27 protein-coding genes are annotated in these 26386 nt (G+C 72.5%); 14 read left to right on the forward strand and 13 right to left on the reverse strand.

Annotated elements, in window-relative coordinates:
• Positions 1 to 44: 44 nt before the first annotated feature.
• Positions 45 to 2159, reverse strand: a complete 2115-nt coding sequence (locus AB0I91_RS22130; protein ID WP_499638504.1) for a PQQ-dependent sugar dehydrogenase — start codon at positions 2157 to 2159, stop codon at positions 45 to 47.
• Between the two features lie 444 nt (positions 2160 to 2603).
• Here AB0I91_RS22130 and sigK point away from each other — a divergent pair, with 444 nt between their 5' ends.
• From sigK to AB0I91_RS22155, 5 genes are all read left to right on the forward strand, one after another.
• A complete protein-coding gene (sigK, locus tag AB0I91_RS22135) occupies positions 2604 to 3203 on the forward strand; it encodes an ECF RNA polymerase sigma factor SigK (protein WP_498782605.1) in 600 nt (199 codons plus the stop codon).
• A complete protein-coding gene (locus AB0I91_RS22140) occupies positions 3200 to 3970 on the forward strand; it encodes an anti-sigma factor (RefSeq protein WP_498782603.1) in 771 nt (256 codons plus the stop codon). Before sigK ends, AB0I91_RS22140 begins: the two co-directional genes overlap by 4 nt.
• A gap of 54 nt (positions 3971 to 4024) precedes the next feature.
• Entirely contained in the window at positions 4025 to 5620 is a 1596-nt protein-coding gene (locus AB0I91_RS22145) for a molybdopterin-dependent oxidoreductase (RefSeq protein ID WP_499609563.1), read from the forward strand.
• Between the two features lie 128 nt (positions 5621 to 5748).
• On the forward strand, positions 5749 to 6390 hold the full coding sequence (locus AB0I91_RS22150; RefSeq protein WP_498782599.1) for a fasciclin domain-containing protein: 642 nt from the start codon (positions 5749 to 5751) through the stop codon (positions 6388 to 6390).
• A 120-nt stretch (positions 6391 to 6510) separates the two neighbouring features.
• Positions 6511 to 6894: an HNH endonuclease gene (locus AB0I91_RS22155; RefSeq protein WP_498782597.1), complete on the forward strand. Its 384-nt coding sequence runs from the start codon at positions 6511 to 6513 to the stop codon at positions 6892 to 6894.
• Between the two features lie 90 nt (positions 6895 to 6984).
• Here the strand turns inward: AB0I91_RS22155 and AB0I91_RS22160 are convergent, their stop codons facing one another.
• From AB0I91_RS22160 to AB0I91_RS22175, 4 genes are all read right to left on the reverse strand, one after another.
• The gene (locus AB0I91_RS22160) at positions 6985 to 8586 is read right to left on the reverse strand and encodes an aminotransferase class I/II-fold pyridoxal phosphate-dependent enzyme (protein WP_498782595.1); all 1602 of its coding nucleotides are present in this window, start codon (positions 8584 to 8586) and stop codon (positions 6985 to 6987) included.
• On the reverse strand, positions 8583 to 9926 hold the full coding sequence (locus tag AB0I91_RS22165; RefSeq protein WP_499609569.1) for an NAD(P)/FAD-dependent oxidoreductase: 1344 nt from the start codon (positions 9924 to 9926) through the stop codon (positions 8583 to 8585). The genes AB0I91_RS22160 and AB0I91_RS22165 overlap by 4 nt, the downstream gene beginning before the upstream one ends.
• A gap of 211 nt (positions 9927 to 10137) precedes the next feature.
• Positions 10138 to 11598 carry a phytoene desaturase family protein gene (gene crtI, locus AB0I91_RS22170; RefSeq protein ID WP_499609706.1) on the reverse strand — a complete coding sequence of 487 codons (1461 nt, stop codon included), beginning with the start codon at positions 11596 to 11598 and terminating at the stop codon, positions 10138 to 10140.
• A 15-nt stretch (positions 11599 to 11613) separates the two neighbouring features.
• A complete protein-coding gene (locus tag AB0I91_RS22175; protein ID WP_499638506.1) occupies positions 11614 to 12720 on the reverse strand; it encodes a polyprenyl synthetase family protein in 1107 nt (368 codons plus the stop codon).
• A 148-nt stretch (positions 12721 to 12868) separates the two neighbouring features.
• Here AB0I91_RS22175 and AB0I91_RS22180 point away from each other — a divergent pair, with 148 nt between their 5' ends.
• The 4 genes from AB0I91_RS22180 (at position 12869) to AB0I91_RS22195 (ending at position 16095) form a co-directional block, all read left to right on the forward strand.
• Positions 12869 to 13795: a phytoene/squalene synthase family protein gene (locus AB0I91_RS22180; RefSeq protein ID WP_499638508.1), complete on the forward strand. Its 927-nt coding sequence runs from the start codon at positions 12869 to 12871 to the stop codon at positions 13793 to 13795.
• A gap of 93 nt (positions 13796 to 13888) precedes the next feature.
• Positions 13889 to 14851: a DUF5914 domain-containing protein gene (locus AB0I91_RS22185; protein WP_499638510.1), complete on the forward strand. Its 963-nt coding sequence runs from the start codon at positions 13889 to 13891 to the stop codon at positions 14849 to 14851.
• 81 nt (positions 14852 to 14932) lie between these two features.
• A complete protein-coding gene (locus AB0I91_RS22190; protein WP_498782585.1) occupies positions 14933 to 15217 on the forward strand; it encodes a WhiB family transcriptional regulator in 285 nt (94 codons plus the stop codon).
• A gap of 11 nt (positions 15218 to 15228) precedes the next feature.
• The gene (locus tag AB0I91_RS22195; RefSeq protein ID WP_499638512.1) at positions 15229 to 16095 is read left to right on the forward strand and encodes a MerR family transcriptional regulator; all 867 of its coding nucleotides are present in this window, start codon (positions 15229 to 15231) and stop codon (positions 16093 to 16095) included.
• A gap of 47 nt (positions 16096 to 16142) precedes the next feature.
• Here AB0I91_RS22195 and AB0I91_RS22200 read toward each other — a convergent pair whose 3' ends face one another.
• A complete protein-coding gene (locus AB0I91_RS22200; RefSeq protein ID WP_498782581.1) occupies positions 16143 to 16685 on the reverse strand; it encodes a hypothetical protein in 543 nt (180 codons plus the stop codon).
• Between the two features lie 60 nt (positions 16686 to 16745).
• On the opposite strand from AB0I91_RS22200, the gene AB0I91_RS22205 reads away from it, so the two are divergent.
• A complete protein-coding gene (locus AB0I91_RS22205; protein WP_498782579.1) occupies positions 16746 to 17186 on the forward strand; it encodes a MarR family winged helix-turn-helix transcriptional regulator in 441 nt (146 codons plus the stop codon).
• Between the two features lie 13 nt (positions 17187 to 17199).
• Here AB0I91_RS22205 and AB0I91_RS22210 read toward each other — a convergent pair whose 3' ends face one another.
• The 5 genes from AB0I91_RS22210 to AB0I91_RS22230 all read right to left on the reverse strand — a co-directional run bounded on the left by AB0I91_RS22210 (position 17200) and on the right by AB0I91_RS22230 (position 21178).
• Positions 17200 to 18774, reverse strand: a complete 1575-nt coding sequence (locus tag AB0I91_RS22210) for an FAD-dependent oxidoreductase (protein ID WP_499638514.1) — start codon at positions 18772 to 18774, stop codon at positions 17200 to 17202.
• Positions 18771 to 19487 (reverse strand): class I SAM-dependent methyltransferase, encoded by a 717-nt coding sequence (locus AB0I91_RS22215; protein ID WP_499609585.1) that lies wholly within the window; start codon positions 19485 to 19487, stop codon positions 18771 to 18773. The genes AB0I91_RS22210 and AB0I91_RS22215 overlap by 4 nt, the downstream gene beginning before the upstream one ends.
• Positions 19465 to 19791: a lycopene cyclase domain-containing protein gene (locus tag AB0I91_RS22220; protein ID WP_498782573.1), complete on the reverse strand. Its 327-nt coding sequence runs from the start codon at positions 19789 to 19791 to the stop codon at positions 19465 to 19467. The genes AB0I91_RS22215 and AB0I91_RS22220 overlap by 23 nt, the downstream gene beginning before the upstream one ends.
• Positions 19784 to 20098 (reverse strand): lycopene cyclase domain-containing protein, encoded by a 315-nt coding sequence (locus AB0I91_RS22225; RefSeq protein ID WP_499609587.1) that lies wholly within the window; start codon positions 20096 to 20098, stop codon positions 19784 to 19786. The genes AB0I91_RS22220 and AB0I91_RS22225 overlap by 8 nt, the downstream gene beginning before the upstream one ends.
• Before the next feature lie 99 nt (positions 20099 to 20197).
• A complete protein-coding gene (locus tag AB0I91_RS22230) occupies positions 20198 to 21178 on the reverse strand; it encodes a TetR/AcrR family transcriptional regulator C-terminal domain-containing protein (protein WP_499638516.1) in 981 nt (326 codons plus the stop codon).
• 149 nt (positions 21179 to 21327) lie between these two features.
• On the opposite strand from AB0I91_RS22230, the gene AB0I91_RS22235 reads away from it, so the two are divergent.
• The gene (locus tag AB0I91_RS22235) at positions 21328 to 22083 is read left to right on the forward strand and encodes a DUF2306 domain-containing protein (protein WP_499609592.1); all 756 of its coding nucleotides are present in this window, start codon (positions 21328 to 21330) and stop codon (positions 22081 to 22083) included.
• Between the two features lie 51 nt (positions 22084 to 22134).
• Here AB0I91_RS22235 and AB0I91_RS22240 read toward each other — a convergent pair whose 3' ends face one another.
• Positions 22135 to 23235 (reverse strand): BMP family lipoprotein, encoded by a 1101-nt coding sequence (locus AB0I91_RS22240; RefSeq protein ID WP_498782669.1) that lies wholly within the window; start codon positions 23233 to 23235, stop codon positions 22135 to 22137.
• Positions 23236 to 23485: 250 nt separating this feature from the next.
• Between AB0I91_RS22240 and AB0I91_RS22245 the strand changes: the two genes are divergently transcribed.
• From AB0I91_RS22245 to AB0I91_RS22255, 3 genes are read left to right on the forward strand one after another with little or no spacing between them, the layout of a single operon-like run.
• Entirely contained in the window at positions 23486 to 24460 is a 975-nt protein-coding gene (locus tag AB0I91_RS22245; RefSeq protein WP_499609595.1) for a GNAT family N-acetyltransferase, read from the forward strand.
• Positions 24461 to 24503: 43 nt separating this feature from the next.
• Positions 24504 to 24929, forward strand: coding sequence for a DUF6188 family protein (locus AB0I91_RS22250; protein WP_499609598.1), 426 nt, complete (start codon positions 24504 to 24506; stop codon positions 24927 to 24929).
• Positions 24930 to 24962: 33 nt separating this feature from the next.
• Positions 24963 to 25325, forward strand: coding sequence for a hypothetical protein (locus AB0I91_RS22255; RefSeq protein WP_499638518.1), 363 nt, complete (start codon positions 24963 to 24965; stop codon positions 25323 to 25325).
• 36 nt (positions 25326 to 25361) lie between these two features.
• Here the strand turns inward: AB0I91_RS22255 and AB0I91_RS22260 are convergent, their stop codons facing one another.
• The gene (locus AB0I91_RS22260) at positions 25362 to 26369 is read right to left on the reverse strand and encodes an alpha/beta hydrolase (RefSeq protein WP_499609600.1); all 1008 of its coding nucleotides are present in this window, start codon (positions 26367 to 26369) and stop codon (positions 25362 to 25364) included.
• Between the last annotated feature and the right edge of the window lie 17 nt (positions 26370 to 26386).

The raw sequence follows: 26386 nt of genomic DNA on the forward strand, positions 1-26386 counted from the left end.
AGGAGGCGCCGGGTCGGGACGGTCGCCCCGACCCGGCGGCCGGTTCACCGTCCGAGTTGGACCTTGAGGATGCTCTCGTTGCTGTTGCCGGCGATGCTGTCCTTGTCGCCGCGGTTGCTGGTGGTCAGCCAGAGCCCACCGTCGGCGGACGGTTCCACGGTGCGCAGCCGTCCGTAGGTGCCGTTGAGGTACTGCTGGACGTTGGTCAGGTCGTCACCGGAGATCTCGGCTCGGTACAGCCGCGCTCCGCGCAGGCAGGCGATGTAGAGGGCGTCGCGGACCACGGCGATGCCGCTGCACGAGGCCTCGGCGACGGGGTAGGTGTGCTTGGGCGCGATGAAGCCGGGTTCGTCGCAGTCGCCCGTGGTGCCCTCGCACGTGGGCCAGCCGTAGTTGCCGCCGCGGACGATCAGGTTGGTCTCGTCCATGACGGAGTTGCCGAACTCCTGTTCCCACAGCCTGCCCTGGGAGTCGAAGGCCAGGCCTTGGGGGTTGCGGTGGCCGTAGCTCCACACGGGGGTGCCGAAGGGGTTGTCCGAGGGGACGGTGCCGTCGGGGTCGATCCGCAGGACCTTGCCGGCGAGGTTGGCGCGGTCCTGGGCCCAGTCGCCGTTCTGGCCGTCGCCGGTGGCGATGTAGAGCTTGCCGTCCGGCCCGAACCGCAGCCTGCCGCCGTTGTGGTACTTGTTGCGCGGGATGCCGGTGAGCAGCACCTGCGGGGTGCCCGTGAGCGCGCCGTCGGTGTAGCGGATGCGCACCACCCGGTTGTCGGTCGAGGTGGTGTGCATGACGTACAGCCACGGGTCGGCCGTGAAGTCGGCGGCCACGGCCAGGCCCAGGACCCCGCCCTCGCCGTCGGTGCCCGCCGCGCCCGGCACGCGCCCGAGGCTGGTCTTCGTGCCGGTGGCGGGGTCGAGCCGGACGATCTCGAAGGCGTCCCGGCGGCCGAAGACCACCTGCCCGTCGGGCAGCGTGGTCAGGCCCCAGGGCAGGTCGGTCTCGGTGGTGACCCGGGTGACCGAGCACAGCGCCGTGGCGCACGCGCTGCCCGTGGTGACCGCGACCGCCGTGCTCGCCGCCGAGCGGTTGGCCTGCGCGTCCCGTGCCCGCACCTGGTACTGGTAGCGGGTCTCCGCGGCCAGGCCGCTGTCGGTGAAGGAGGTCGTGGACGCGCCGCTGACCGAGCCGACCTGCGTGCCGTCGCGCAGGACCTCGTAGCCGGTGACGCCGATGTTGTCGGTGGCCGGGGTCCACCGCACGGTGACCGTGGTGCCCGCGGCGGTCGCCGTCACGTCGGTGGGGGTGCTCGGTGGCTCGGTGTCGGCCTGGCACTGCGGCACGGTGATGGTGACCGTGGAACTGGCCTGGGACACGTTGCCCGCGGCGTCGCGGGCGTTGACGTACAGGCCCCAGGTGGCGCCCGGTGCGACGGTGAGGTCGGCCGACAGCGCCGTGCCCGGCACCGAGGTCATGAGCTGTCCGTCGTGGTAGACGTCGTAGAACGCCACGGCGGTGTCGTCCGCGGACGCCGACCACGAGAACGTCACCCCGGTGCACGTCAGGTTCGAGGTGCGGGGGTCGGCCGGCGCGGTCGGCGGCGTGGTGTCGACGCCGAGCTTGACCAGTTGCCACTGCTGGCCGGCGCCACCGGTGTCGGGGAGCTGGACGATCCGGGCGCCGTCGGCGGTGGAGGAGTCCAGCACGCTCACGGCCTTGCCACTGGCCCGGTTGAGCAGGCGCACGTGGCCGCCGGCGGAGTCGGCCAACCGGAACCGCTGGCCGGAGCGGTCGAGGTCGGTGCTCTGCACCAGTCCGGCGCGGTCGGCGGTGGACAGGAAGGTCAGGACCTTGTTGCTGTGCTTCGACCGGATGCGGTAGTAGCCACCGCCGGAGTCGACGAACTGCCACTGCTGCCAGGCGCCGTCGCTGCGGGTGGCCTGGGAGATCCTGGCCCCGTCGGCGGTGGCGCGTCCGTACACCTCCAGCGCCTTGCCGCTGTTGCGGTTGACCAGCACGTACGAGGCGGTGGTGTCGACCGTGGCGGCCGACGCGACGGGCGTCAGGGCAACGGTGCCGAGCACCGACAGCACCGCCACCCACACCGGTGGCCGTCGCCGGCGGCGGACCGCGCCCCTTGTCGTCGCAAGGTGATCTCGCATGGTCTTCCTCTCGCGGATTGCCAGGCAAAACGCCTTGTTATCGCTAACAAACCGAGGCGGAACAATGCTGAGTCGATGGCGGTCGACAAGCGCCGAAGTGGTCGAGCGGAGGTGTTCCTAGATGCGCTGATCGGCGGTCGCGAAGGGCGCCGGGCCGAGTCCGCGGTGGAACGAGAGCGACCTGGATCTCCATTGCGCACGTAGAGCCATGCTTCGTCTCCTTGCGAGCAGGGTGCGTGGTGGTAGTCGCCAGGTGCCGGGGGAGGGCGTTTGGGAGCGCTCCCAGATGCACCGTAGCGCACCCGGTTCGTGCCCGACAAGGCTGCAGGGTCGGCGGTTCGGTAATTGTTAGCGATAACAGCGTGCCCTCACGTGAGCGGGACCGAACCGAAGGGCGGTCGGCGACGAATGCCTGTCGTGGACCGGTCGATCGGGAAGGACGCGATGGCAGGGCGTGAGCACGAGCTCCGAGCGGTGGCGGGTGTCGGTGAGGCGGGTGACGCCTCGGCCGAGGAGTTGCTGTGCCTGGTGGCGCGCGGTGACGAGAGGGCGTTCGAGCGGTTGTACGACGTGCTGGCGGGCAAGGTGCTGAGCCTCGTCCGGCGGATCCTGCGCGACCACGCGCAGTCCGAGGAGGTCACCCAGGAGGTGCTGGTGGAGGTGTGGCGCACCGCCGCCCGGTACGACCCGGCGCGGGGCAGCGCGTCGGCGTGGGTGATGACGATGGCGCACCGCCGTGCGGTGGACCGGGTCCGCTCCGCGCAGGCCGCGACCCGGCGGGAGGACGTGGCCGCCCGCCGTGACGTCGAGACGCCGTTCGACGCGGTCAGCGAGCAGGTGGCCGCGCGCATCGAGCAGCGGCAGGTGCGGAGGTGCCTGGCGACGTTGACCGACTTGCAGCGGGAGTCCATCCTGCTCGGCTACTTCCGGGGCTACACCTACCCGGAGACGGCCTCCGTGCTCGGCATCCCGCTGGGCACGGTCAAGACGAGGATGCGTGACGGCCTGATCAGGCTGCGCGACTGCCTGGGGGTGAACCGGTGACCGACGACACCCACGCGCTGATCGGCGCCTACGTGCTCGACGCCGTCTCCGACACCGAGCGCCGCGCCTTCGACGACCACCTCGCGCACTGCACGGCCTGCGTGCGGGAGACCGCCGAACTGCGCGAGACCACCGCGCTGCTGGCCGGTGCGGCCACCGTCGAACCTCCTCGGCACCTGCGCGACCGGGTGATGACCGCCATCGCCGACACCCGCCAACTCCCGCCGGAGGCCGACGTCCGGGCGAAGACCGTCCCCATCGGACCGGAGCCGCCGGGGGCCGCGGGCGTGTGGTGGCGCCGGACCGCCGCGCTCGCCGCCGCGGCGGGCATCGCGGTCGCCGTCACGCTGGGGATCCAGGGCGCGGACGCCAACCGCCGCCTGGAACGGGACCTGCAAGCGCTGCAACAGGTCGACGGCTACCACAGCCGGATGGCCGACCTGCTGGCCGCGCCGGACGCCAAGCTCGTCCGCGGTGAGGTGACGGGCGGCGGCACGGGCACCGTGGTGGCGTCCTCCGCCCACGGCGAAGTGCTCTTCCTCGCCCACGGCCTGCCGCGACTGCCCGAGGACCGCACCTACCAGCTGTGGTTGATCGGCGCCGACGGGCCGCGGCCGGCCGGGCTGCTCACGTCGTCCGACGGGCAGGCCGACCCCCTGCTGGCGAGCGGCTTCACCGGCCGGGAGGCCGTGGGGCTGACCGTGGAGCCGAGGGGCGGATCCCCCCGGCCCACGACGCCGACCGTGGTGGTCCTTCCACTCGTCTGAGGAAGTCCGGCCGCGAAGGCCAATCCGCGACGTCGTCGGCGTCGAACACCTGGTGTGAACACAACCACGCGCAGGCACGCGGATCCCGGCACGTCGCGGCTGCCGCTGTGGGCGGCGGTCGCGACGGGCCTGATCGCGGTGGCGGCGGCCTCGGCCGCCGGGCACCTCGTCGCCGCGGTCGTCGACCCGCTCGCCTCGCCGTTCCTGGCCGTGGGCAACACGGCGATCGACCTGACACCGCACCCGGTGAAGGACTTCGCGATCCGCACGTTCGGCGAGGACGACAAAGCCGTCCTGCTGGCGGGCATGGCGTTCGTCATCGCCGTCGCCGCGGCGCTCGCCGGGCTGCTGTCCCGCCGGAGCCCGCTGCCGGGGACGATCCTGGCGGTCGGGCTCGGCGTGGTCGGCCTCGCGGCGGTGCTGGCCCGGCCCACCCTGGGCACGGCGGCCGCACTGGCCCCGTTGGTCAGTCTGCTCGTCGGCGTCCTGGTCTTCCGGTGGCTGCACCGGCTCGCGCCCCGTTCGGCGGAAGCCGCTGTGGACGGTGAGGGGACGCGTCCGGTGGACTGGCAGGTGCCCGGCCTGGGCCGCCGCCGCTTCCTGCTCACCTCCACCGCCGTCGCGGCCGCGGCCGGGGCGACCGCCGCCGCGGGCCAGCTCATCGGTGGTCGGGTCGACGTGGAGGCGTCCCGCCGTTCGATCCGCCTCACCCCCGACGTGAGCGCACCGCCCATCCCGGCGGGCGCGGACTTCGCCCGGGACGGGACGCCCGCGTTCATCACGCCCAACGCGGACTTCTACCGGGTGGACACCGCGTTGTCGGTGCCCAGGGTCCGGGCGCGGGACTGGCGCGTGCGCGTGCACGGCATGGTCGACCGCGAGCTCGTGCTCACCTACGACGACCTGCTGGACCGGCCGTTGGTGGAGAAGACGATCAGCCTCTGCTGCGTGTCCAACGAGGTCGGTGGGCCCTACATCTCCACCGCCGACTTCATCGGCGTGTCCCTGAGCGACATCCTCGCCGAGGCGGGCGTGCGGCCGGGCTCCGATCAGCTCGCGACGCGCAGCGTGGACGGCTGGACCTGCGGCACCCCTGTCGAGGACATCATGAGGCCCGGCAGCAACGCGTTGCTGGCCATCGGGATGAACGGCGAACCGCTCCCGGTCGAGCACGGCTTCCCCGTGCGCATGGTCGTGCCCGGCCTGTACGGGTTCGTCTCGGCGACCAAGTGGCTGGTCGACGCCGAACTCACCACGTTCGCCGACTTCGACGCCTACTGGGTCCGACGCGACTGGGCGCGCCGTGCCCCGATCAAGACCATGTCCCGCGTCGACCGGCCGAAGGCCTTCGAGCAGGTGCCCGCGGGGAGGTTCGTCGCCGCCGGGGTCGCCTGGGCGCAGCACAGGGGCGTCGACAAGGTCGAGGTCCGCGTCGACGGCGGTCCCTGGCAGGCCACGACCCTGAGCACGGAGGTCGACGTCGACACGTGGCGGATGTGGCGAGTCGAGCTGGACCTGCCCGCCGGGTCGCACACGCTGGAAGTGCGGGCCACCGACCGCACCGGCCACACCCAGACCGGCGAGCGGGCCGAACCGATCCCGGACGGCGCTTCCGGTTGGCACACGATCGTGTTCACCACCCGGCCTTGACCAGCCGCGACCCGGGAAGTCCGAACTTTCCCGCCGGTCCGCCAATCCGACGCGGCGACGGCGCCGAACCACTCGTGACAAGCCTCGGAGCCCTCGTTCCGAGCATCGTCCACAAAGGAGCACCCCTCATGCGCAACACCCGGCTCGCGTCCGCGATCGGCGTCCTCGCCGCGGCACTGATCTCCGTCACCGCCTGTAGCAGCGAACCGGCCGCGTCGAACACGACGTCGGCGGCGGCTCCGACGACCACGACCACCACCGAGGCGATGAGCGACGGCGTCACCCGGACCAGTGATGTCTTCGGCGCCGGCTGTGCGAGCCTGCCCGCGGACACCGAAGGCTCCCTCGACGGCATGGTCGACGACCCGGTGGCCACCGCCGCGAGCAACAACCCGTTGCTCACCAAGCTCGTGGCCGCCGTCAAGGCCGCCGGCCTCGTCGACACCCTCAACAAGGGCGACGCCGGCTACACCGTCTTCGCGCCCTACGACCCCGCGTTCGACGCCCTCGGCGCGGACGCGCTCAACGCCGTGCTGGCCGACAAGGCCAAGCTCACGACCATCCTGACCTACCACGTCGTGCCGCAGCGCATGGACAGGGACGGCATCGTGTCCTCCGCGAGCCTGCCCACCGTCCAGGGCGGCACCCTCAAGGTCGAGGGCTCCGGCGACAACATCACCGTCAACGGCTCGAAGGTGCTGTGCGGCAACATCCCCACCGCCAACGCCACCGTCTTCGTCATCGACAAGGTCATGATGCCCGCCTCCTGACCCAGGGCGTCCGACGGGAGGGATCGTGGCCGCGTTCCGGCCGCGATCCCTCCGGTCGTGTCCCGGAGGCCGCGGTGGGGCTGCCCGCGCCGGAGGGGTGACGGAGCGTAAGGTTCGCGCATGGCCGTCGGTGGCAGCAGGAGGGCGCGTGCGGCGCGCAAGCGGAAGCGCCGGATGGAGCGCGTCGAGCACGACCTCTCCGTGGCGGAGTGGGCGGCGCTCAAGGAGGCGTGGGGTGGTTGCGCCTACTGCGGGTCGACCGGGGTGCCGCTCCAGAAGGACTGCGTGCAGGCGCTGTCGCGCGGCGGGCGCTACACGCTCGACAACATCGTGCCCGCGTGCGGGTCGTGCAACGCGAGCAAGTGCAACGACGAGGTCACCGGCTGGCTGAGGCGGAAGCGGCTGGACGAGCGGGCGTTCCTGCTGCGCCACGTGGAGGTCAACGCCGAGCTGGCGTCGCGGTTCACGCCCCCGGCCGTCCAGGCGATCGAGGCGCACGACTAGCCGGCGGGACCCGCCACTTCGGCAAGGGCTCCGCATCCCGGGCTTCCGGCCGGGGGAGGGCGCTCGCGTTCGCCGCGAGCGCCCGTCCCGTCAGAACGAGTTGCCGAACGCGCTGGACAGGTGCTCCTTCGCGTCGCGCAGGGCCTCGTCGATGATGCGCGCGGCTTCCCTCGCCTGCTCCGGCTCGTGCGCGGCCTGCACCTGCAACCGGAAGCGCGAGGCGCCGGTCGGGGTGACGGGGAACTCGACCATGAACGCGAGCACCCCCCGGTCGAACAGCAGGCGGTTGACCGTCCGGGCCAGCTTCTCGTTCCCGATCAGGACCGGCACGATCGGGCTCGGCGAGCCCATGCAGGTCAACCCGCGCGTGGTCAGCTCGTCGCGCAGGGCGTGGATCGCGGAGAACAGCCGCCCGCGCAGGGCGTCGCCCTCGTCGGTGCGGATGATCTGGGCCGCCTTGAGCACCACCGCGGTCTGCATGGGGGACAGGGCGTTGGAGAAGAAGTGGGACCCGGCGAACATCTTGATGTACTGCTTGACTGCGGGCGACCCGGCCGCGACGAAGCCGCCGTTGGAGGCGAAGGTCTTGGAGAACGCGCCCATGACCAGGTCGACCTTGCCCAGCATGTCCTGCATGCCCAGGACGCCGGTGCCGCCGGGGCCCATCGAGCCGAGGTCGTGGGCGACGTCGACCAGCAGGGTCGCGTCGTAGGCGTGGCAGACCTCCTGGAGGGTGACGAGGTCCGGCCAGTCGGCGTCCACGGAGAACAGGCCGTCGGTGATGACCATGATCCCGTTGTGGGTGTCCGTGGCGCGGATCCGGGCCAGGTGGGTGCGCACCGCCTCGACGTCGAGGTGGGTGTAGCGGGTGATGTTCCTGGTCGCCGCACGCGCGCCCGTCTGAAGGCACGAGTGGGCGAGGCGGTCGATGAGGACGTGGTCCTCCTGGCGGACCAGCCCGGTGACGGTGCCGAACCCCGCCGACCACCCGTTCGAGAACAGCGTGACGTGCTCCAGGCCGACCAGCTCGCCGAGGGCGACCTCCAGCTCGTCGGAGATGCGGGTGTTGCCCAGCACCATCGGCGACCCGGCGCTGTGCGGGCCGAAGTCGCGCATCGCCCGCACCGCCGCCTCCCGGATCTCCGGGTGGGCGTTGAACGACAGGTAGTCCTGGGAGTTGAAGTTGATGCCCCTGGCCGGTTTGCTCAGGTCGTTGGTGATGGTCGCGAACCCGCCGGGCGCGGCCTCCAGGACCCGGGAGTACTGCCAGGTCTCGGTGCGCCTGCGCGCCTCCACCCAGCCGTGGAACTCCTCGGTGCGGCCGAGCAGGTTGGCCCCGACGGGCCGGAAGAAGTCGTAGGCGTTCTTGTCGAGCGCGTAGTCCTCGTCGGGGTCGATCGCGGGCGCGGCCGTCGTCGCCGGCTCCCACATCGGTTCGAGGTCGGCGCGGACCGCCGGGTAGTCCTCGTCGAAGAAGCGGACCACCTCGTCCTCCGGGAGGGTGTCCAGCTCCTCCAGGTCCTCCCACGGGATGTGGGACGCCCAGTTCCGCATCATGTCCGACACCTCGCGGGCGGCCTCGGCGACGGCCTTGGCCGCGGCGAGCGGGTCGAGGTCGGCCGCGTCGGCGGCGGCGATCAGCGCGGCGACGACCTCGCCGTCCTCGCGCTCGTGGGCCAGGACGCCGGTCATCGGGTCGCCTCCGCCGCCACGCGCAGGAACGGGTTGCGCTGGTACTCGCGGTAGGTCGCCTCGAAGTCGGCGAACGCGTCGTGCTCCAGCGAGGACTCCTTGGCCGTGTCGTTGAGCAGGAACACGTTGGACGGGTCGAAGAACTCCGACACCGGCGCCACGTCGACGTGGGTGGCGATGAACCGGTCGGTCTCCGCCTGGTTGCCGCGCAGGATCGCGAACAGCTGCAGCTCGTCGTGCCGCAGCGGCTTCATCTCCGCGAGCGTGCACACGTAGTCGTAGTAGGCCGCGGCGGTCTGGCTGCGGCGCTTGGCGGCGTACCCGGCCATGGCGGTGTCCCGGTCGGTCTCGCCGCCGAGCCACCGGCCGACCGCGTCCGCGGCCAGCTCCGCGTCACGCAGGGCGTGGGTGATCCCGAGCGCCGTGCACTGGTCCTTGAACGACTCGGCGTCGCCCACCAGCACCCAGCCGGGTCCGTGGAGCTGTCTCAGGTACGCGGCCTGGTCGAGCGTCCCGTAGAAGCGCTCCTCCCGCCGCGCCCCCGCGACGGTGTCCGCCGCCTCCTCGCTGATCAGCCCGAGCGCGCGGTGGAAGTTGCCCTCGACGTCGGCCCGGAACTCCGCGGCCCACTCGCTGGGACCCCACGTCAGCACCATGGTCTGCCCGTGGTTGGTCGAGGCCATCGCCATCCCGAGCCTGCCCCGCCGGTGGATCTGCGCGTCGGCGTCGGGGATGCCGCTGAAGTAGCTCCAGTACGCGTAGGTGCACCTCGGCCGCTCGTCGAACTTCTCGACCCCGAGAGCCCGCGCGACGAACGAGTTGCGCCCGTCGGCCCCGATCACGACCTGCGCGTGCTCGACCGTGCCGTCCCGCCCCTTGATGCCGATGACGGTCCCGTCCTCGTCCCGCAGGAGCTCTTTGACGGTGTAGCCCTCGCGGAACTCCACACCGGCGCGGACCGCGTTGTCGACCAGGATCTTGTCCAGCACGTGCCGGCGAACCGAGAAGTACTCAGTGGTGATACCGGTGTCGTCGTCGTGCAGCAATCGGAACTGGTTGCGCAGCAGCTCTTCGGGGACGCTGCCGCTTAACGAGATCCCATTGTTGACCACCGTGACCTCGGTGTGGGCGGGTGTCACGGCCCGGACCTGGTCCAACACCCCCAGGCGGTTCAGGTAGGACGCTCCGTGCGGCCAGACGAAATGCGTGGACAGGACATCACTGGGAAAACGCGACCGGTCCACCACCAAAACCCGGAGCCCCCGTCGGGCCAGGTGCGTACCGACGGCCGCCCCGGCACACCGACCACCTATCACAATGGCGTTGTACATGTCGATCATCCCAACAGTGTCGCAATACCCTGTACAGGGCCGAACGGCCGAGCGTCCCCCTGCTTTCGGGGCACCGGTCATTCACCGCCGCGATCGACGAATCGGACGCCCCGATCAGGCGGTTCCGGACGCGGATTCGAATTGCAAAGTGACGATTCCTTGCATCTCTGCGATTCCGCGCCTGATCGGCATCGGGACGCGCTCTCCGCCGGACCGCTCTTCACCGCCGCCGAAGCCGCTCGGCGGCCAGCCTGCCCGAGATGAGCACCGGCGGGATGCCGACGCCGGGCGTGGTGCCGCCGCCCGCGAGCACGATGTTGCCGTCGCGGAACGGGAGGTTGCGCGGGCGGAACGGGCCCGTCTGGGTGAAGGTGTGCGCCGCCGAGAACGGGGTGCCGGCGGCCTGGCCGGCCCGCCCCCAGTCGTCGGGCGTCGTCACGGACAGGACCTCGACGTCGGGGTCGAGCAGCTTGCGGGCGACGAGCTCGTCCACGACCTCCGCGGCGTAGCGGCGTCCGACGGCGTCCCACCGGATCGGCGCGGCGTCCAGGTTCGGGCACGGTGCGAGCACGTAGTGCAGGTGCCGTCCCTCCGGGGCCAGCCCGGGGTCGGTGAGGGTCGGCGTGGTGAGCAGCAGGGACGGGTCGCTCATCAGGCGGCCCTCCCGGATGATCTCGTCGAACGTGGCCTCCCACGCGGCGCCGAACGAGATGGTGTGGTGGGCCGTCCCTTCGGCCACCCGGCGCGCGCCGAGGTGCACCACCATCGCCGACGGCGACCACCGCAGCGTGCGCCGTGGTTCGCCGCGCAGCAGCCGGGTGCTCTGGGCGGCGCCGGTGGCGAGCACGACGGCGTCGCACGGGAAGCGGCCGGTCGTCGTGCGGACGGCGGTCACCCGCGGGCCGGTGCGGTCGAGCGAGACCACCTCGGTGTCGTAGTGGAACCGGACCCCTGCCGCCGCGGCGGCGTCGGCGAGGGCCTGCGGGACCGCACGCATGCCGCCGCGCGGGAACCAGACGCCGGCGATCGTGTCCATGTAGGCGATCACGGCGTAGGCGGCGAGCGCGTCGGTGGGGGACACGCCCGCGTACAGCGCCTGGAACGTGAAGACCCGGCGGAGCCGGTCGTCGTGGAGGAACCGACCCACCGCCCGGGACAGGGAGCCGAAGCCGCCGAGCCGCGCGAGGGTGACGAGGTCGCGGCCGAGCAGGTCGAGCGGCGAGTCGAAGCTCGCGCCGATGAACCGGTCGCGCTCGACCCGGTACAGCCGGGTCAGCCAGGCGCGCAGCTCGCGGTAGCCCTCGGCCTCGCGGTCGCCGGCGAACCCGGCGATCGCCTGGCCCATCGCGTCGGCGTCGGTGTGCACGTCGAGCGCGCTGCCGTCGGCGAACTCCGCCCGGTACGCCGGGTGCAGCGGCACGAGGTCGAGGTGGTCGGCGAGTCGTCCGCCCACCGCCGCGAACGCGTCCTCCAGCAGTTCGGGCATGGTCAGCACGGTCGGCCCGGTGTCGACGAGGTGCCCGGCCACGTCCAACCTGCCCGCCAGGCCGCCGGGGTGGCCGTGCTGCTCCAGCACCGTCACCTCGTGCCCGGCCCCGCGCAGGTGCAGCGCGGCGGACAGGCCGGCCAGGCCCGCGCCGACCACGACGACCGAGTCCGTGCGGCCCTTGACCACGTGCACCACGGCGTTCCCCGATCAATCGCGGCGGCGGACGGCCTTGACCGCCAACTGCCTCAGGTGCGTTCGGGCGACGTCGTCGACGGCCGCCCGGTCGAGCGCGGCGAGACCGCTCGCGGTGAGCGCCTCGATGTGCTCCTCGACGGCCTCCGCGGCGCCGTGGTCGATCAGCAGCGCCCGCGCGGCGGTCACGGTCCCGTCCGGCACGGGTCCGCCGTCGAGGCAGCGGAGCAGCGTCCGCGCCGCCGCGTGGTCGCCCGCCGCGGTGGCGCGGGCGATCGCGATGGCCATCAACGGGGTGCGCTTGCCCTCGCGCAGGTCCTCGCCCACCGGTTTGCCGGTCACCGCCGGGTCGCCGAACGTGCCGATCAGGTCGTCGCGCAGCTGGAACGCCACGCCGATGTCGCGGCCGAACACGCGCAGGCACTCGATCACGTCGACCGGCGCGCCGGCGAGCGCGGCGCCGAGGTGCAGCGGGCGTTCGACGGTGTACGCGGCGGTCTTCAGCGCCGCGACGCGCAACGCGCCCTCCAACGACCGGTCCCGGCCCGCGACCGCGAGCAGGTCGAGGTGCTGACCGGCCATCATCTCCGTCCGCATCCGCTGCCACGGCCGCCACGCGCGCTGCAACGCGTCGGCGGGCAGCCCGGCCGTGACGAGCGCGTCGTCGGCCCACGCCAGCGCGAGGTCGCCGGCCAGGATCGCGGTGGAGTCGCCGTAGCGGCGGGCGCTGCCCGACCACCGCGACCGCCGGTGCCGCGCGGCGAACGCCTCGTGCACGGCGGGTCTGCCGCGCCGGGTCGCCGAGCGGTCCATCACGTCGTCGTGCACCAGCGCGCAGCACTGCAACAGCTCCAGCGCCACGAGCGCGCGCACGACGGCCTCGGCGGTGTCGCCGTGCACCTCACCGCCCGCCGCCCGCCAGCCCCACCACGCGAACGCGGGCCTGATCCGCTTGCCGCCGGCCAGGGCCAGCGCGCGGACCTCCTCGGCCAGTTCCCCTGCGGCGTCGACCTCCGGGCGCGTGCGGAAGAAGTCGTCCAGCTCGCCGGCGAACCGCGCCGCGAACGAGTCGGGCGCCGGGGGAGTGGGCGTGCGGGTGTCGACGCCGGCCAACAGCGACATCGTCGCTCCCTCGCGTGGTGGGTCGGGGCTCTGCGGATCGAGCTAAGCAGCGCGACACGCGTCCCGCACAACGAGCGGCGTTGGTTGTGCGGTGGGTCGCGGGCCGACTTAGCGTGAGGAGGTGCCATCGCGGGAAGGACGCCCACGCATGTCCGCAGACCGGGAACTGGATGCCGCGGGCATCACCGAACCACAGCTGCGCGACGCCTATCGACGGTGCCGCGCGCTCAACGCCGAACACGGCCGCACGTACTACCTGGCGACGAGGATGCTCGGCCCGGAGCAGCGGCCCGCCGTGCACGCGCTGTACGGCTTCGCCCGGCGGGTGGACGACATCGTCGACGACGTCCACAGCGGACCGGCGCGCAAGGCCGAGGGCCTGGCGGCGGTCGAGGCCGACCTCGCCTCCGCGCTGGACCTGGGCACGAGTGCCGATCCCGTCGTGACGGCGCTGCTGGACACCGTGCGCCGGTACGACATCCCCACCGCGCACTTCCGCGACTTCATGGCGTCCATGCGGATGGACCTGACCGTCACCGACTACGCCACCCGCGCCGAGCTGATGCGGTACGCGCACGGTTCGGCGGCGGTCATCGGCCTGCAGGTGCTGCCGGTGCTCGGGACGGTCGTGCCCAGGCAGGAGGCGGAGCCCGCGGCCGCCGCCCTCGGGATCGCCTTCCAGCTCACCAACTTCATCCGCGACGTCGGGGAGGACCTCGACCGCGGCCGGGTGTACCTGCCCGCCGACGAGCTGGCGGCCTTCGGCGTCGACCGGGACCGGCTGGCGTGGGCCCGTGCCGCCGGCCGCGTCGACGACCGGATTCGGGCGGCCCTGCGCGACCAGGTCCGGCGCACGCGCCAGGAGTACGCCCGGGCGCTGCCGGGCATCGCGATGCTCGCGCCGCGCTCGCGACCGTGCGTGAGCACCGCCTACCGGCTCTACGGCCGGATCCTCGACCTGGTCGAGGAAGCGGACTGCGACGTGCTGTCCCGGCGCGTCGCGGTGTCGAACGGCCGCCGGCTCGCGGTCGCGCTGCCCGCGTTCGCGAGGGCCGTGCTCGCCCGCACGGCCTGACCGCTGGAGGAGAGAGATGCCCGACCGTCTGCCGTTGTGCGCGTTCGTGAGGGCCGTCCTCGCCCCGTACGGCTTGACTACCGGAGGAGTGACATGCCCGACCGCTTGCCGTTGCGCGCGTTCACCAGCCCGCCCTGGTCGCAGCAGGAACCGACCTGGCGGGACGCGAAACCCGCGCTCATCGAGGCGGCGCTGAAACGCGCCACCGCCCGGCCCTCCGGCAACTGGTTCGTGGTCGCCGCGAGCCGCGAGGTGGTGCGGGACCGGCCGTTCGGTCGGACCGTCGCCGGGCGCGAGGTGGTGCTGTGGCGCGGGCCGGGCGACGTGCCGGTGGCCGGTCCCGGCTCGTGCCCGCACCTGGGTGCGCCGCTGTGCGACGGCGCGGTCAGCGGCGGCAGGCTGGTCTGCCGGTGGCACGGGCTGGCACTGGGCGGAGAGCGGTTCGGCGGGTGGAGCCCGTTCCCCGCGCACGACGACGGCGTGCTCGTCTGGGTGCGCCTGGACGACGTGGGCGGCGAGGAACCCCTGCCCGAACCGGTGCTGCCCGCACGTCCGGCGGGCAGGGGGCTCGACGCGGTCACCACGCTGATCGGCCGCTGCGAGCCCGAGGACGTGATCGCGAACCGGCTCGACCCGTGGCACGGGGCGTGGTTCCACCCCTACTCGTTCGCGAACCTCCGGGTGCTGGAGACGCCCACCGAGGAGCGGGACCGGTTCCTGGTCGAGGTGACGTTCCGGGTGGTCGGCAGGCTCGGCGTGCCGGTGACCGCCGAGTTCACCTGCCCCGAACCGCGCACGGTGGTGATGCGCATCGTCGCCGGCGTCGGTGAGGGCAGCGTGGTCGAAACCCACGCCACCCCGCTGGGCGAGGGGCGGACGGCCGTGGTCGAGGCGACCCTCGCGCACTCCGATCGACCCGGGTTCGCGCTGGTCAGCAGGGCCGCGCCGGCGATCCGGCCGGTGATGCGGCGGGCCGCCGCACGGCTGTGGCGCGACGACCTCGCCTACGCCGAGCGCCGCTACGCCCTCCGGTCGAAGGGCGTGTTGCCCGGCTGAGACGCCCTCAAGTTGAAACGGTTCTGAGTCGATTTTACGATGGGGTCCGTCAGCATCGCCGACTCGCCGAGGACGTGCGCCATGCCCGAGCTCTCCCGCCTGCCCCGCCCCGTCGCCGAGTCCTGGGACTGGCAGCTCTCCGGTCTGTGCCGAGGCATGGACAGCACCTACTTCTTCCACACGCCCAACGAGCGCGGCTCCGCCCGTGAGCGGCGCGAAGCCATGGCGAAGGCCATCTGCCACCGGTGCCCGGTGATGCGGGAGTGCCGCGAGCACGCGCTGGAGGTGCACGAGACGTTCGGCATCTGGGGCGGCCTGGGTGAGAGCGAACTGCGGGCTATGCTCTCCGAACGCGCCAGGAAGTGAGCCCGCAGTCGATGAGTTGGACACCCCGCGCGGTCGCGGCGATGCTCGGCATCTCGCCGACCACGCTGCGCACGTGGGACCAGCGCTACGGGCTCGGGCCGTCCGACCGCACGGCGGGCGGGCACCGCCGCTACCGCGACGACGAGGTGGACCGGCTGCGGCGCATGATCGCGTTGACCGCGCAGGGCGTCGCGCCCGCCGCCGCGGCCCGGCAGTCGGGGGAGCACGCCCCGGCCTCGCCGCCGCCTGCCAGGCCCGAACTCACCGCCGCCGCGGCCCGTTCCGCCCGGCGCGGGTTCCTGGCCGCCGCCGACCGCCTCGACGAGCCGCGCGTGCGGCGGTTGGCGGCCGAGCTGATCGCTGGGCACGGTGTCGTGGCGGCCTGGCAGGAGGTGTTCGCGCCGTTCCTCGTCGAACTGGGCGAGCGGGTGCACAAGCGCGGCGCCGGGATCGAGGTGGAGCACCTGGCCAGCGCGGGCCTGCTGCACGCGCTGCGCGCGGTGCCCCACCCCGAGCGCGACGGCGTGCTGACCGCGTTGCTGTCGTGCGCACCGGACGAGCAGCACACGTTGGCGCTGGAAGCACTCGGTGCCGCACTGTCCGAAGCGGACCGCCGGTGGCGCAGCCTCGGCGCGCGGGTGCCGTCGACGGCGTTGCGCGACGCGCTGGAACGCCTGCGCCCGGCGGTGGTCGTGGTCTGGGCGCACCACGTCGACCTCGCCGCCGCCGTGCCGATCGGGGAACTGGGGCGGAGCACCGACGCGGTGCTCCTGGCCGCGGGCCCCGGCTGGGAAGGGCTGTCGTTGCCCGAGTCCGTGCGCCGGCCGGCCACGCTGGCCGACGCCGTGCGCCTGGTCGTGGACCCGCTTGGCGGTTAGTGGCGTGGCCGGCACCGGTGCGGGTAGGTAGCCGCACCGTCCTCGCGTCACACCGCCCCGGCCACCGGGGTCGAACTCGTCGGTGCCGCCGCGCGTTCCTCGGGTGATCGGTGGAAGATCGCCAGGAGGGCGAACCAGACCAGGATCAAGATGCCGGCCGGACGCAAGAACGATTCCGGGAGCACGTTGCCCACGAAGGAGTACGCGGCGAGCCAGACGCCCGTGACCACGCCGACCGCGCGGACCGGCCACGTCTTGCCGACCAGGGAACTCGACACGATCCAGACGCCGGCGAGGACGTGTCCGCCGAGCCGGACCGCCCAGGCGGTGTCGTGCGCGACGTCGTTGATCATCAGGATGCCGGCGAGCACGTCCAGTGCCACCCAGCCGTAGCCGGCGGCCTTGGCCCACGGCGCCGCGTCCAGGCGCGAGACGAGGAAGAGGATGGAGAGGTGGAAGAAGACGCCCAGGTATTCGCCCCACGCCACGCGCGGGTCCACGAAGAAGGCGACAACGGCCGGGAGGAAGAGCACGAGCGGGAGGAGTGCCGCAAAGCGCAGGTCGGCGTGGTGCCGTCGGCTGGCGAGCATCGAAGAAGTCCTTAAGTTCGGCTGCCTTGTAGGGTCGAACCGTAGAAGGGTGGTGTTGACATGTCAACACTTGGTCCGGGTGAGTCGACCGAGCTGTGGCTGCTGTGGAAGCGCGCGTACGAGACGGTTCGCGCCGCGGTCATCGCCGACATGACCACGGCGTCCGGGCTCTCCGAGGCAGAGCTGAGTGTGTTGGTGTGCCTGCACGAATCGGGCGGTGCACTGCGGCAGAACGCCATCGCCGCAGCCCTGGGCTGGGACCGGACCCGGCTCTCGCACCAGCTGACCAGGATGGAGAAGCGCGACTACATCGAGCGCGGCAAGGTCGCGAACGGGGTCGAGGTCACCCTGCGACCGGCGGGACGGCGCACGGTCGACGCGTCGGTGCCGACCCTGGACGCCTCGACTCGTCGTCACCTGCTGGACCGCCTGGGCCCCGACGACGCGAAGGCGCTCAAGGACATCGTCGAGCGGTTGCTGTCCGGCGAGAACAGCCGCTGACCACCCGTCTCGGCTACCCGCCCCCACCAGTGCCGTCGCGGTGCTGGGACGGGTCGTCGGGCGCCGGGGTCCGGCCCCACCGGCGGGCGACGGCGCGCAGCAGAGGACCCCGACCCGCGGTGGGCACGCTCCACAGCTCCGTCCCGGCGACGCCCCACCGGCTCAGCAGCCGGTTCGCCGCGGCGAACCCCGTGGTCGCCGCGCGTTCCATCAGCGCGACGGGCAGGTCGATCCGCACCAGGTCGCCCGCCAGCACGAGGAACTCGTCCGGGGTGCCCACGGTGGGTCGACGGGCGAACCCTCCCGCCGGGAACAGCGGGCAGTCGGCCCGCAGCTCGTGCCGCTCGTCCACCACACCCGCCCGCTTGGTCTCCGGGTAGACCTCGGTGAGCTGCTCCCACAGCCGCGCCCGGGGATCGGGCTCGTCGGACGGCAGCGCGTACCCGTGCAGCTCCACCACCGAGCCGCCGGTGCGGGCGGCCCAGGCCCGCGCCTCGTGCTCGTAGTGGTCGAGCACGCTCACGTTGTCCAGCAGCCCGTACCCGCTGGTGCCGAGGAAACCCGGGCGGTCGGGTTCCACCGGCCGGTCGAGCCAGTACCGCGACACCAGGAACGGCGGCGCGGTCCGCAGGTCCGCGATCCGCTCGCGCCACGCGGCGTCACCCAGCCCGGGTGACGCGGCCACGACCCGGCGCAGCCCGGGCACGTCGGCGGCCAGCACGACCGCGTCCGCGTCGAGCACGTCACCGGCCACGTCCACCGCGAACCGCCTGGTCCCGCCGGGTCGCACCGACCGCACCTCGACGCCCCGCCGCACGGTGGCGCCCAGCTCGGCGAGGTGGCGGCCGAGCGGTTCCCACAGGCCGTGCGGGAACGGGTCGGCCGCCACGTCGAACAGCAGGCCCTCCGCCGAGCCGAGGAAGTAGACGTGGAACATCACCGCCAGCTCGGCCGCCGACATGCGGCTCGGGTGGGCGAAGAAGCTGCGCGAGAACACCTCGAACGCCAGCGCGTGCGCGGGCCGGGGGAAGCGGATCCGCTCCAGGTAGGTGGCCGCGTCCAGCCCGTCGAGCTCCCGGTAGACCTCGGGCACCGACACGTCCAGCAGCGGCAACGCCGCCCGCGCGTCCACCGACGGCAGGTCGGACCACCGGAACGTCGGGCTGCGGCGCAGGAAGGCCAGCGCGTTCCAGGGCAAGGTCGTGGGCAGCCCGGCGAACCCGTCCCGGTGCCCGCCGGTGTGCCACAGCGGGTAGTCGGGCAGGCCCACCAGCGCCCGACCGCCGGGATCGACCCGGCGCAGCAACGAGCGCAGGTTGTAGTACTGCCGGAAGAACGCGTGGAAGCCGCGCGTCATCGTGACCTCGCTGCCGTCGGCGAGCCGGGTCGGCCACCCGCCCACCCGGCCGCCGAGGTGGTGCTCGCGCTCGCACACCACGACCCGGGCCCCGCGCTCGGCGAGGATCGTGGCGGCGGCCAGCCCCGCGATGCCCGCGCCGACCACGACCACCGTCGGCGCGTCCCCGTCGAACCGCGTGCGACCCGAGGGTGCGGCGACGCGAACCGCCTTGCGGTCACGAGGCTTCACGGGCGCTCCCGTTCCGGCGCACGCCCCGCGAAGGTGTGCACGACCCCGAGCTGCCACCCCGGCACCGGACGGCTGCGCACGCCGACGAACCCGGTGCGCCGGAGTCGGTCGCGCAGCGCGCCCGCGCCGTCGAACCGCAGCACGCTGCGCCACAGGTAGGTGTAGAGCGAGCGGTCGCCGGTGAGCAGCCACCCGGCCGGCACGACGACGAGTCCGCACATCGCGGTCCAGATCGCCGTGCGCGGCAGGGAATCCCGCACGGAGTACTCGTGCAGCACGAGAGGCGCACCCGGCTTCAACAGCCCGCGCACGGCCCGCAGCGCGGCGTCGGGATCGGTCAGGTTGCGCACGAGGTAGGCGGCGAACACCGCGTCGAACGGCCCGCGCACCTCCAGGTCCTCGACCCGGCTGTGCACGAACGCGACGGTGTCCGGCCACCGCTTGGCCCGTGCCCGCGCGAGCATCCCGGCGGACGCGTCCACCGCGACGACCTCCGCCTCCGGCGCCACGTCCAGCAACGCCGCGGTCGACGCGCCCGTGCCGCAGCCCAGGTCCAGCAAGCGCAGCCCGGCGCCGCGTCCGCGCAGGCCGAGCGCCCGCGCCGAGGTCCGCAACGCCCGGTGGTAACCGGGGTTCAGCCCGACCAGCAGGTCGTAGCCCCGCGCCGCGCGGTCGAACGACCCCGGCACGTCAGCGGCGGTCAGCCGAGTCACGCGCACTCCTCCTCCGCTCCCACAGCAGCAGCACCGCGGTCACCATCGCGAACCCGTACAGGAAGTCCTCGACCGGGATGTCCCACGGCGCCCGCACCCCGCTGATCGCCCAGTCCGCGTACAGCACGACGGGCGCGTCGAGCCTGGTCAACCACCCGTCCACCGGGACCTGGAAGCCGAGCACGATCGCCATCGTGACCCAGTAGACGACCCGTCGGAACAACCCCGTGCGCAGGACCAGCAGCTCCCACAGCACCACCAGGACCGCCGCGGTGGTCGCGGCCAGCAGGTACTCCCTAGCCATCGCGCAACAACCGGCCGACGGCTTCGTAGGTCAGCAAGGCGCAGAGCGGGATGGCGACGAAGAACAACACCTCTTCGATCGGCAGGACACCGCCCAGCACCACGCCCGTCGTGCCGTCGCGGTGGAAGCTCCAGTGCCCGCGCGCGATCGCCACGACGTCCCACACGACCAGCACCAGCAGCACGGGCAGGACCGTCCGGGCCACGTCCGGACCGCGGCGGTACACACCGCGGCCCACCCACTCCAACGGCAACGTGACGAGCAAACACACGGCGAGCACGGCCACGTACTCGTACTGGCTTCTCATCGCACCTCCGCGGCTCTGCCTGTCGTCGACAGTAAGAGCACGCACGTGGGTCCGCATGACAAGCGGCCGCGACCACCGGGTGATCGGCACCCGGGCGGACTACGGCTTGCCCGATCGGGGGGAACGTCGCCGGTCGGGCGGTCGCGGGTCGGCCCGATCCCCGAGCAGGGCGGCGAACCCGTCGAGGTGACGTGCCAGGCCGTACTCGAAGAGCTGGTCCAAATCGGACGCCACACCCTGAGGAATCGTTGCCAGCAAGGGGAACTGCCCACCGGCGAGCAGTTCGTCGGCCCGTGCGCGCTGCGCCAGCCACCACCGGTCCAGCGGCACGCCGGTCTCCTGCTCGGCTTCGACCTCGTCCGCCAGGGGCAGGGCCGCGGTGATCACCAGTGCGTGCAGCGTGAGCGCTTCGCGGACCCGTGTCCCGATGGGCAGTCCGAGCCCGTCGAGCGCGCGCAGGACCCATTCCGTCTGGGCCATCATGTTGGGCACGAGCAGCGGGCGGGTGAACGAGACGGCTCGGGGCAGCCAGAGGTGCCGTCGGCACAGCCGCCACTGCCGGCGGGCGATCAGCTCCAGCTTGGCGCGCCACCCCGGTGGCCCTTCGACGGGCAGGTCCGCTTCGCCGAAGACCACGTCGGCCATCTGCGCGACCAGCTCGTCCTTGTTCTCCACGTGCCGGTACAGCGACATCGGGCCGACGCCGAGCTCGGCCGCCAGCCGCCGCATGGACACCGCGTCGAGCCCTTCGGCGTCGGCGATCGCGATGGCGGTGCGCAGCACGTGCTCGCGGTTCAACGTCTGCCGGGCGACGCCCGCCCGCACGGCCCGGTCGGTCGACCGCGCCGGGTCGGTGCGGGCGCTGATCACCGTGCCGGACCCGACCTTCGTCTCCACCAGGCCGTCGTCGCGAAGGGCCGCCACCACCTTGGTCGCGGTCGCGACGGCCACGCCCCACCGCTGGGCGATCTGCCGGGTGGAGAGCATCCGGTCGCCGGGCCGCAGGTCGCCGGTCAGGATCCGGGCGCGGAGCTCCGCGGCGATCCGCAGGTAGGGAGGGTTCGGCCGTGGTGACGACATGCCGAAATCGTACTAGTCCAGTTCTTCGAGGTACTAGTGCACTTCGGAGCCGTAAAACGCGATCTCTGCGTGCCTCGTCGATACGGTGTACGCATGTCGCCAATACGGTGTACGCACCCGCCTGCCCGTCCCACCATGGACGGATCGTCATGACCTCGACCGCGCCGCGCGCCGCTGCGCCCGACCGTGCGCGAGCCTGGTGGCGTCGCCCGTGGATCGCGCCGCTGATGACGGTGGCCGCGGTGTTCCTCGCCTTCTCGGTGCCGCCCTACCTGACCTTCGACCCGTCCCTGTCCCGCCTGCGACCGCCGGAGGGCGACGACCTCTACTACCCGCTGCTGGTCGGGCACGTCCTCTTCGGCGCGGTGGCCATGGTGACCGCCTGCTTCCAGGTCTGGCCCTCGTTCCGCGCGAGCCACCCGCGCGGGCACCGGATCACCGGCCGGATCTACGTCTTCGCGGGTGTGCTGCCCGCCGGAGTGCTCGGGCTCTACATCGGCTGGCACACCGCGGCGGGCCCCTCCGTGCGCGTGGCCAACCTCGTGGGCTCCGCCCTGTGGGTGGCCGTCACGATCATGGGGCTGCGGATGGCCCGCCGGCGCCGTTACGGCGAGCACCGCAGGTGGATGTCGCGCAGCTTCGCGCTCAGCATGTCGATCACGTTGAGCCGGGTCGTCACCATCATCGCCACGATCGTGCTCATGCCGCAGCTGGACACCACGTTCAAGGGCAGCCGGGAACTGCTCCAGTACAGCTCAGCGAGCATCGGGGTCTGGCTCAGCCCCTTGCTCCTGCTGCTGATCACGGACTGGGTGCTCGAACGCCGCAAGCCCGCCGCCCGCCGCCAGGCCGCCGGTGGCACGGGGCCGCCTCGCGGCGCGGACGCCACCGCTCAGGTCCGGTGATGGGCCACCGGGCGTTGCGGGACGCTGGCCCGCAACGCCCGGCGGCACGGACTAGCGCTTGTCCGAGACCTTGATCCTGCCCTCGATGATCTGGGCCTTGAACCCCTCGAGGATGCCCTGGAGGTTCGCGTCGATCCGGCCGCCCGACGTGGCGTAACCGACGCCGTTCACCTTGAGGTCGAAGACGTCCGGCAACGAGGCCAGGTCGTTCTTCGCGGCGGCCTTGAAGAAGTCGTACACCGCCACGTCGACGCGCTTGAGGCTCGACGCGACGATGACGTCCTTGGTGTCCGCGAGCGCCGGCTGGTTGTACTGGTCGGCGTCGCACCCGATCGCCAGCACGCCCGCCTGCTTCACGGCGGAGAAGACGCCGATGCCGGACGCGCCCGCGGCGGGGTAGAGGACGTCCGCGCCCTTCTCGATGAGGCCCTTCGCGGTTTCCAGGCCCTTCGCCGGGTCCTGGAAGCCGGTGAAGTCGGTGGCCGGCGTGATGTACTTCTTCTCCACCACGATCTTCGGCGCGGCGGCCTTCGCGCCCTGGACGTAGCCCGCCTCGAACTTGTGGATCAGCGGGATGTCGACGCCGCCGACGAAGCCGACGTGGCACTTCTTGCTCTGGTACGCGGCCACGACCCCGGCCAGGAACGCGCCCTCCTGCTCGGCGAAGACCAGTGGCGTGACGTTGGCCGCGCCCTCGACGGCCGAGTCCACCAGACCGAACTCCACGTCCGGGAACTCCGGCGCGACGACCCGCAGCGCCTCGGTGTACGCGAAGCCGACGCCGACGATCGGGTCGAAGCCCTCGCGCGCGAGCTGCCGCAGGCGGGACTGCTTCACCGACTCGTCCTCGTTCGGGGCGGCGGAGAGCTCCCGGGTGTTCTCCTTGGCGACACCCAAGTCCTTGATCACCCGGTCGAACCCGGCGGCGGCGAGGTCGTTGAACGACGCGTCGCCACGGCCGCCGATGTCGTAGGCCAGACCGATCTTCAGCCCGCTTCCGTCGACCTTGTCCTCGGACTTGGCGTCGTCGGCGGCGCCGGCGCTCGACGTGGCGGGCGGGCTGGGCGGGGTCGCGAACTCGCACGCGGCGCCGGCGACGTCGGTCGACCCGGTGCTGCCACCGGAGTCCTTCGCGCAGGCGCTCACGACCATGAGGGTGGTCAGCGCGATAGCGGCCACAGCGGTGCCACGGACAGGACGGCGCACGGCTCGGTTCCCTCCCAGTTCGTCGAGCGGACACTCCCCCCGCTGGGGGTATCAGGGCTCGCGCGACGGACCGTACCTTGCTCACCGTGACCGTTCGGACGAGCGTTCACCTATTGGGAACGCGTGCGGCACTCGGTCCGGCGACGGACCGGAAACCGAGCGACAACCCCGACGCGCGGGCAATACTGTGCGCCGCATGGACGAACAATCCGCCTCGCTCACGTGGCGGCCGCTCACCCGCGAGGACGCCAAGGCGTCGGCCGACCTCCTCAACGCCATCGAGACCGTGGACCGGATCGGCGAGAACTACACCGAGGAGGACACCCTCCAGGAGCTGGTCGACCCCTACGCGGACCTGGAGCGCGCGAGCCTCGCCGCCTTCGACGGCGAGGTGATGGTCGGGTACATGAAGATCCGCTACCAGCCGGTCGCGGAAGAGGTCCACCGGGTGTTCCTCGACGGCGGCGTCCACCCGGGCTACCGCCGCCGCGGCATCGGCGCCGCGCTGGTGGAAGCAGGGGTGGCGGCGGCGAAGGCGGTGCACGGGCGACATCACCCCGCGCTGAAGCTCGTGGTCGACGTCCACAAGGTCGAGCACATCGCCGGTGTGCCCGAACTCGTCCGCTCCCGGGGCTTCGCGCCGGTCCGCTACTACCGGTACCTGGAGCACCCGCTCGGCGACGCGGTCCCGGACGCGGCGATCCCCGAAGGCCTGCGGGTCGAACCGTGGTCGGCGCGCAACGACGAGGAGTTCCGGTCGATCCGCAACGAGTCGTTCAGGGACCGCTGGGGCTCGGCGCCGATGCCCGTGGACGCCTGGCGGAACAAGATCACCAACCAGACGTTCAGGCCGGAGGCGAGCTTCCTGGTCCGCGACGTGGCGAGCGGGGCCGGGGTGGGCATGCTGGTGACCATGCACTGGGAGGCCGACACGGTGGCCACCGGCCGTCGTGACGCCCGCTTCATGCTCGTCGGAACGCTCCGGGAGCACCGGCGGCGGGGTGTCGCCGGCGCGCTGATCGGGCACGCCCTGCGTGCCGTCGCCGACCAGGGCTACGACCGCGCTTGCGCGAGCGTGGACTCGGCGGACCCCTCCGGCGCATCGGGGATCTTCGAGAGGGCCGGCTTCACGCCGACGATGCGGCACGTGCGCTGGGCGCTCGAAGCATGACGCACCGGCCGGCCGCCGACCCCCGCAGGCCGTCGTGGCTCCGGTGACCGCGGGTCTGGTCCGGGCAGGCGAGGACGCCTGGCGCCTGCCCCTGGCCGGGCTGTCCGTCGCCCAGTGCCGCGTCGACCACGCGGTGACCTTCCTCTTCGACTCCCCGGACGGGACCTACGACCTGCGGATCGAGGAGGACTTCGCCTTCGTGTCGGCCGAGGGCGTCGAGGTCGTGCTGCGACCGGAGACCGACCCGACCGGGTTGGGCCCGGTGCTCGCCTGCACCCGCACGTCGGTCACGGAGGCCCTCGCCTTCGACGACGGGCGCCTGACGGCGTCGTTCGCCGACGGCAGCGGGCTCGCGGTCGACAGCTCGCGGGAGTACGAGCCGTGGATGCTGTCCGGCCCCGCCACACTGCTGGTCGTGTCCACTCCGGGCGGCGGCCTGGCGGTGTGGCAGGACCGCCTGATGCTCTGAGACGAGCGCGACCGGATCTTGGGAGGTGTCGAGTTGTCGGGTGCGGTGTTCCGCGGCATGCGGCCGTGGGCGTTGGACGCCGGGATCGTCGAATGCGAGGGAACGGCTCTGGGCGTGGTCGACCTCCACAACGAAGCCGACGTCGTGGAGGTCGTGATCACCACTGACGGCACGGTCCGCCTGCGCTTTTCCCACCCGATGAGCGGGCGTGCGTTCGAGTTGGCGTTCACCGGCGTTTCCCGGATCGAGGCGACCCGTCTCGATCACCACCCCGACGACGCGGCCCTGTTCCACGACCTGAGCCACGTTCCGGTCGAGGGCGGCTCGGACTGCGAGATCACGCTGGCGGCACTCCGGTTGGAGCTGAGGGCGGCCGGGGTGGAGTTCTCCGTCTGATCAGCGGTCCGGGACGGTGGTCGGGAAGGCGCCCGGTCAACCGATCCCGTTGGTCCACTCGGCGACCGCGCGGTGGTAGCCGGGCGCGTTCGGCGAGAAGTTGAGCGAATGCCCGTAGCCGGGGACGACGTAGGCGCTCAACCGGGCCTCGGGCGCGTAGAACGGTCCCTCCGACGTGCGCAGCGCCTCGCTGGACGAGCAGTCCGCGCCGAGCGGCGGGCCGCAGAAGTTCCCGTCGCCGCCGCCCATGACGACCATGACCGGCACGGTGATCCGCCGTGACACCGGGACGAGCTGGCTGATCAGCACGGTGCCCACGGTCTCCGCCGGCGTGACGACGTCCTTGGTGGCTTCGTCGAAGTCGAGCGCGCCCCGCTCCGCCACGCCGGGCGCGTGGAACGACGAGTGCCGGGAACCGGCGATCGTGGTCAGGTAACCGAGGTCGAGGCCGTGCGCCCGCGTGCGCGGGTCGAGCGCGGCCGGGACCAGGGTGGTGAACACCGGCACGGCGCCCGGCAGGTTGATCCGGTGCGTGAGCCCGGTGATCACCACGCCGTCCACGTCGCGGTACGTGTCCGCCTCGATCGTGGCCACCGCCGAGCCGATCGAGTGGCCGACCAGCACGACCCGGTCGAACCGCGGCCGCAGCGACCCGACCACCGCGTGCACCGCCCTGGCCTGGGTGGAGAGGTCGAGCAGGACGCTCAACGGCTTGGAGCTGCGCCCGCTGCCGAGCCGGTCGACGGCGACGGTCGCGATGCCGGCCCGGTTCATGGCCTGCCGGTAGGACCGGGTCTCCGGGACGTGGCCGATGTCCCAGTAGGCGCTGTTGTACGTGCCACCGGGGACCAGCACCTGGAGCGTCGTCGCGCCCGGCGGCACGCACAGCCGGCCGTACACCGAGTGCACCGCCAGGGCGACCCGCACCGGCACCCTCACGTCCTCGCACGCGGTCTGCTCCGCGCCCGCCGTGCCGGGTGCGAGGCAGAACCCGGCGGTGAGCAGCGCGACGGCGACGATCCGGCGCAAGCGCAACGAACCCACGGACGACATCCTCCAAC

The organism is Actinosynnema sp. NPDC049800 (assembly GCF_040656635.1).
Taxonomy (GTDB): Bacteria; Actinomycetota; Actinomycetes; order Mycobacteriales; family Pseudonocardiaceae; genus Actinosynnema.

What these genes read in the sequence shown, in the direction of transcription:
- AB0I91_RS22245 (WP_499609595.1), top strand. Translation starts at nt 23,486, where the DNA reads ATGGACGAACAATCCGCCTCGCTCACGTGGCGGCCGCTCACCCGCGAG.
- AB0I91_RS22240 (WP_498782669.1), bottom strand. Translation starts at nt 23,235, where the DNA reads ATGGTCGTGAGCGCCTGCGCGAAGGACTCCGGTGGCAGCACCGGGTCG.
- AB0I91_RS22165 (WP_499609569.1), bottom strand. Translation starts at nt 9,926, where the DNA reads ATGATCGACATGTACAACGCCATTGTGATAGGTGGTCGGTGTGCCGGG.
- AB0I91_RS22180 (WP_499638508.1), top strand. Translation starts at nt 12,869, where the DNA reads ATGTCCGCAGACCGGGAACTGGATGCCGCGGGCATCACCGAACCACAG.
- AB0I91_RS22230 (WP_499638516.1), bottom strand. Translation starts at nt 21,178, where the DNA reads ATGTCGTCACCACGGCCGAACCCTCCCTACCTGCGGATCGCCGCGGAG.
- AB0I91_RS22150 (WP_498782599.1), top strand. Translation starts at nt 5,749, where the DNA reads ATGCGCAACACCCGGCTCGCGTCCGCGATCGGCGTCCTCGCCGCGGCA.
- AB0I91_RS22175 (WP_499638506.1), bottom strand. Translation starts at nt 12,720, where the DNA reads ATGTCGCTGTTGGCCGGCGTCGACACCCGCACGCCCACTCCCCCGGCG.
- AB0I91_RS22220 (WP_498782573.1), bottom strand. Translation starts at nt 19,791, where the DNA reads ATGGCTAGGGAGTACCTGCTGGCCGCGACCACCGCGGCGGTCCTGGTG.
- AB0I91_RS22130 (WP_499638504.1), bottom strand. Translation starts at nt 2,159, where the DNA reads ATGCGAGATCACCTTGCGACGACAAGGGGCGCGGTCCGCCGCCGGCGA.
- AB0I91_RS22190 (WP_498782585.1), top strand. Translation starts at nt 14,933, where the DNA reads ATGCCCGAGCTCTCCCGCCTGCCCCGCCCCGTCGCCGAGTCCTGGGAC.
- AB0I91_RS22225 (WP_499609587.1), bottom strand. Translation starts at nt 20,098, where the DNA reads ATGAGAAGCCAGTACGAGTACGTGGCCGTGCTCGCCGTGTGTTTGCTC.
- AB0I91_RS22195 (WP_499638512.1), top strand. Translation starts at nt 15,229, where the DNA reads ATGAGTTGGACACCCCGCGCGGTCGCGGCGATGCTCGGCATCTCGCCG.
- AB0I91_RS22200 (WP_498782581.1), bottom strand. Translation starts at nt 16,685, where the DNA reads ATGCTCGCCAGCCGACGGCACCACGCCGACCTGCGCTTTGCGGCACTC.
- AB0I91_RS22185 (WP_499638510.1), top strand. Translation starts at nt 13,889, where the DNA reads ATGCCCGACCGCTTGCCGTTGCGCGCGTTCACCAGCCCGCCCTGGTCG.
- sigK (WP_498782605.1), top strand. Translation starts at nt 2,604, where the DNA reads ATGGCAGGGCGTGAGCACGAGCTCCGAGCGGTGGCGGGTGTCGGTGAG.
- AB0I91_RS22160 (WP_498782595.1), bottom strand. Translation starts at nt 8,586, where the DNA reads ATGACCGGCGTCCTGGCCCACGAGCGCGAGGACGGCGAGGTCGTCGCC.
- AB0I91_RS22205 (WP_498782579.1), top strand. Translation starts at nt 16,746, where the DNA reads ATGTCAACACTTGGTCCGGGTGAGTCGACCGAGCTGTGGCTGCTGTGG.
- AB0I91_RS22235 (WP_499609592.1), top strand. Translation starts at nt 21,328, where the DNA reads ATGACCTCGACCGCGCCGCGCGCCGCTGCGCCCGACCGTGCGCGAGCC.
- AB0I91_RS22155 (WP_498782597.1), top strand. Translation starts at nt 6,511, where the DNA reads ATGGCCGTCGGTGGCAGCAGGAGGGCGCGTGCGGCGCGCAAGCGGAAG.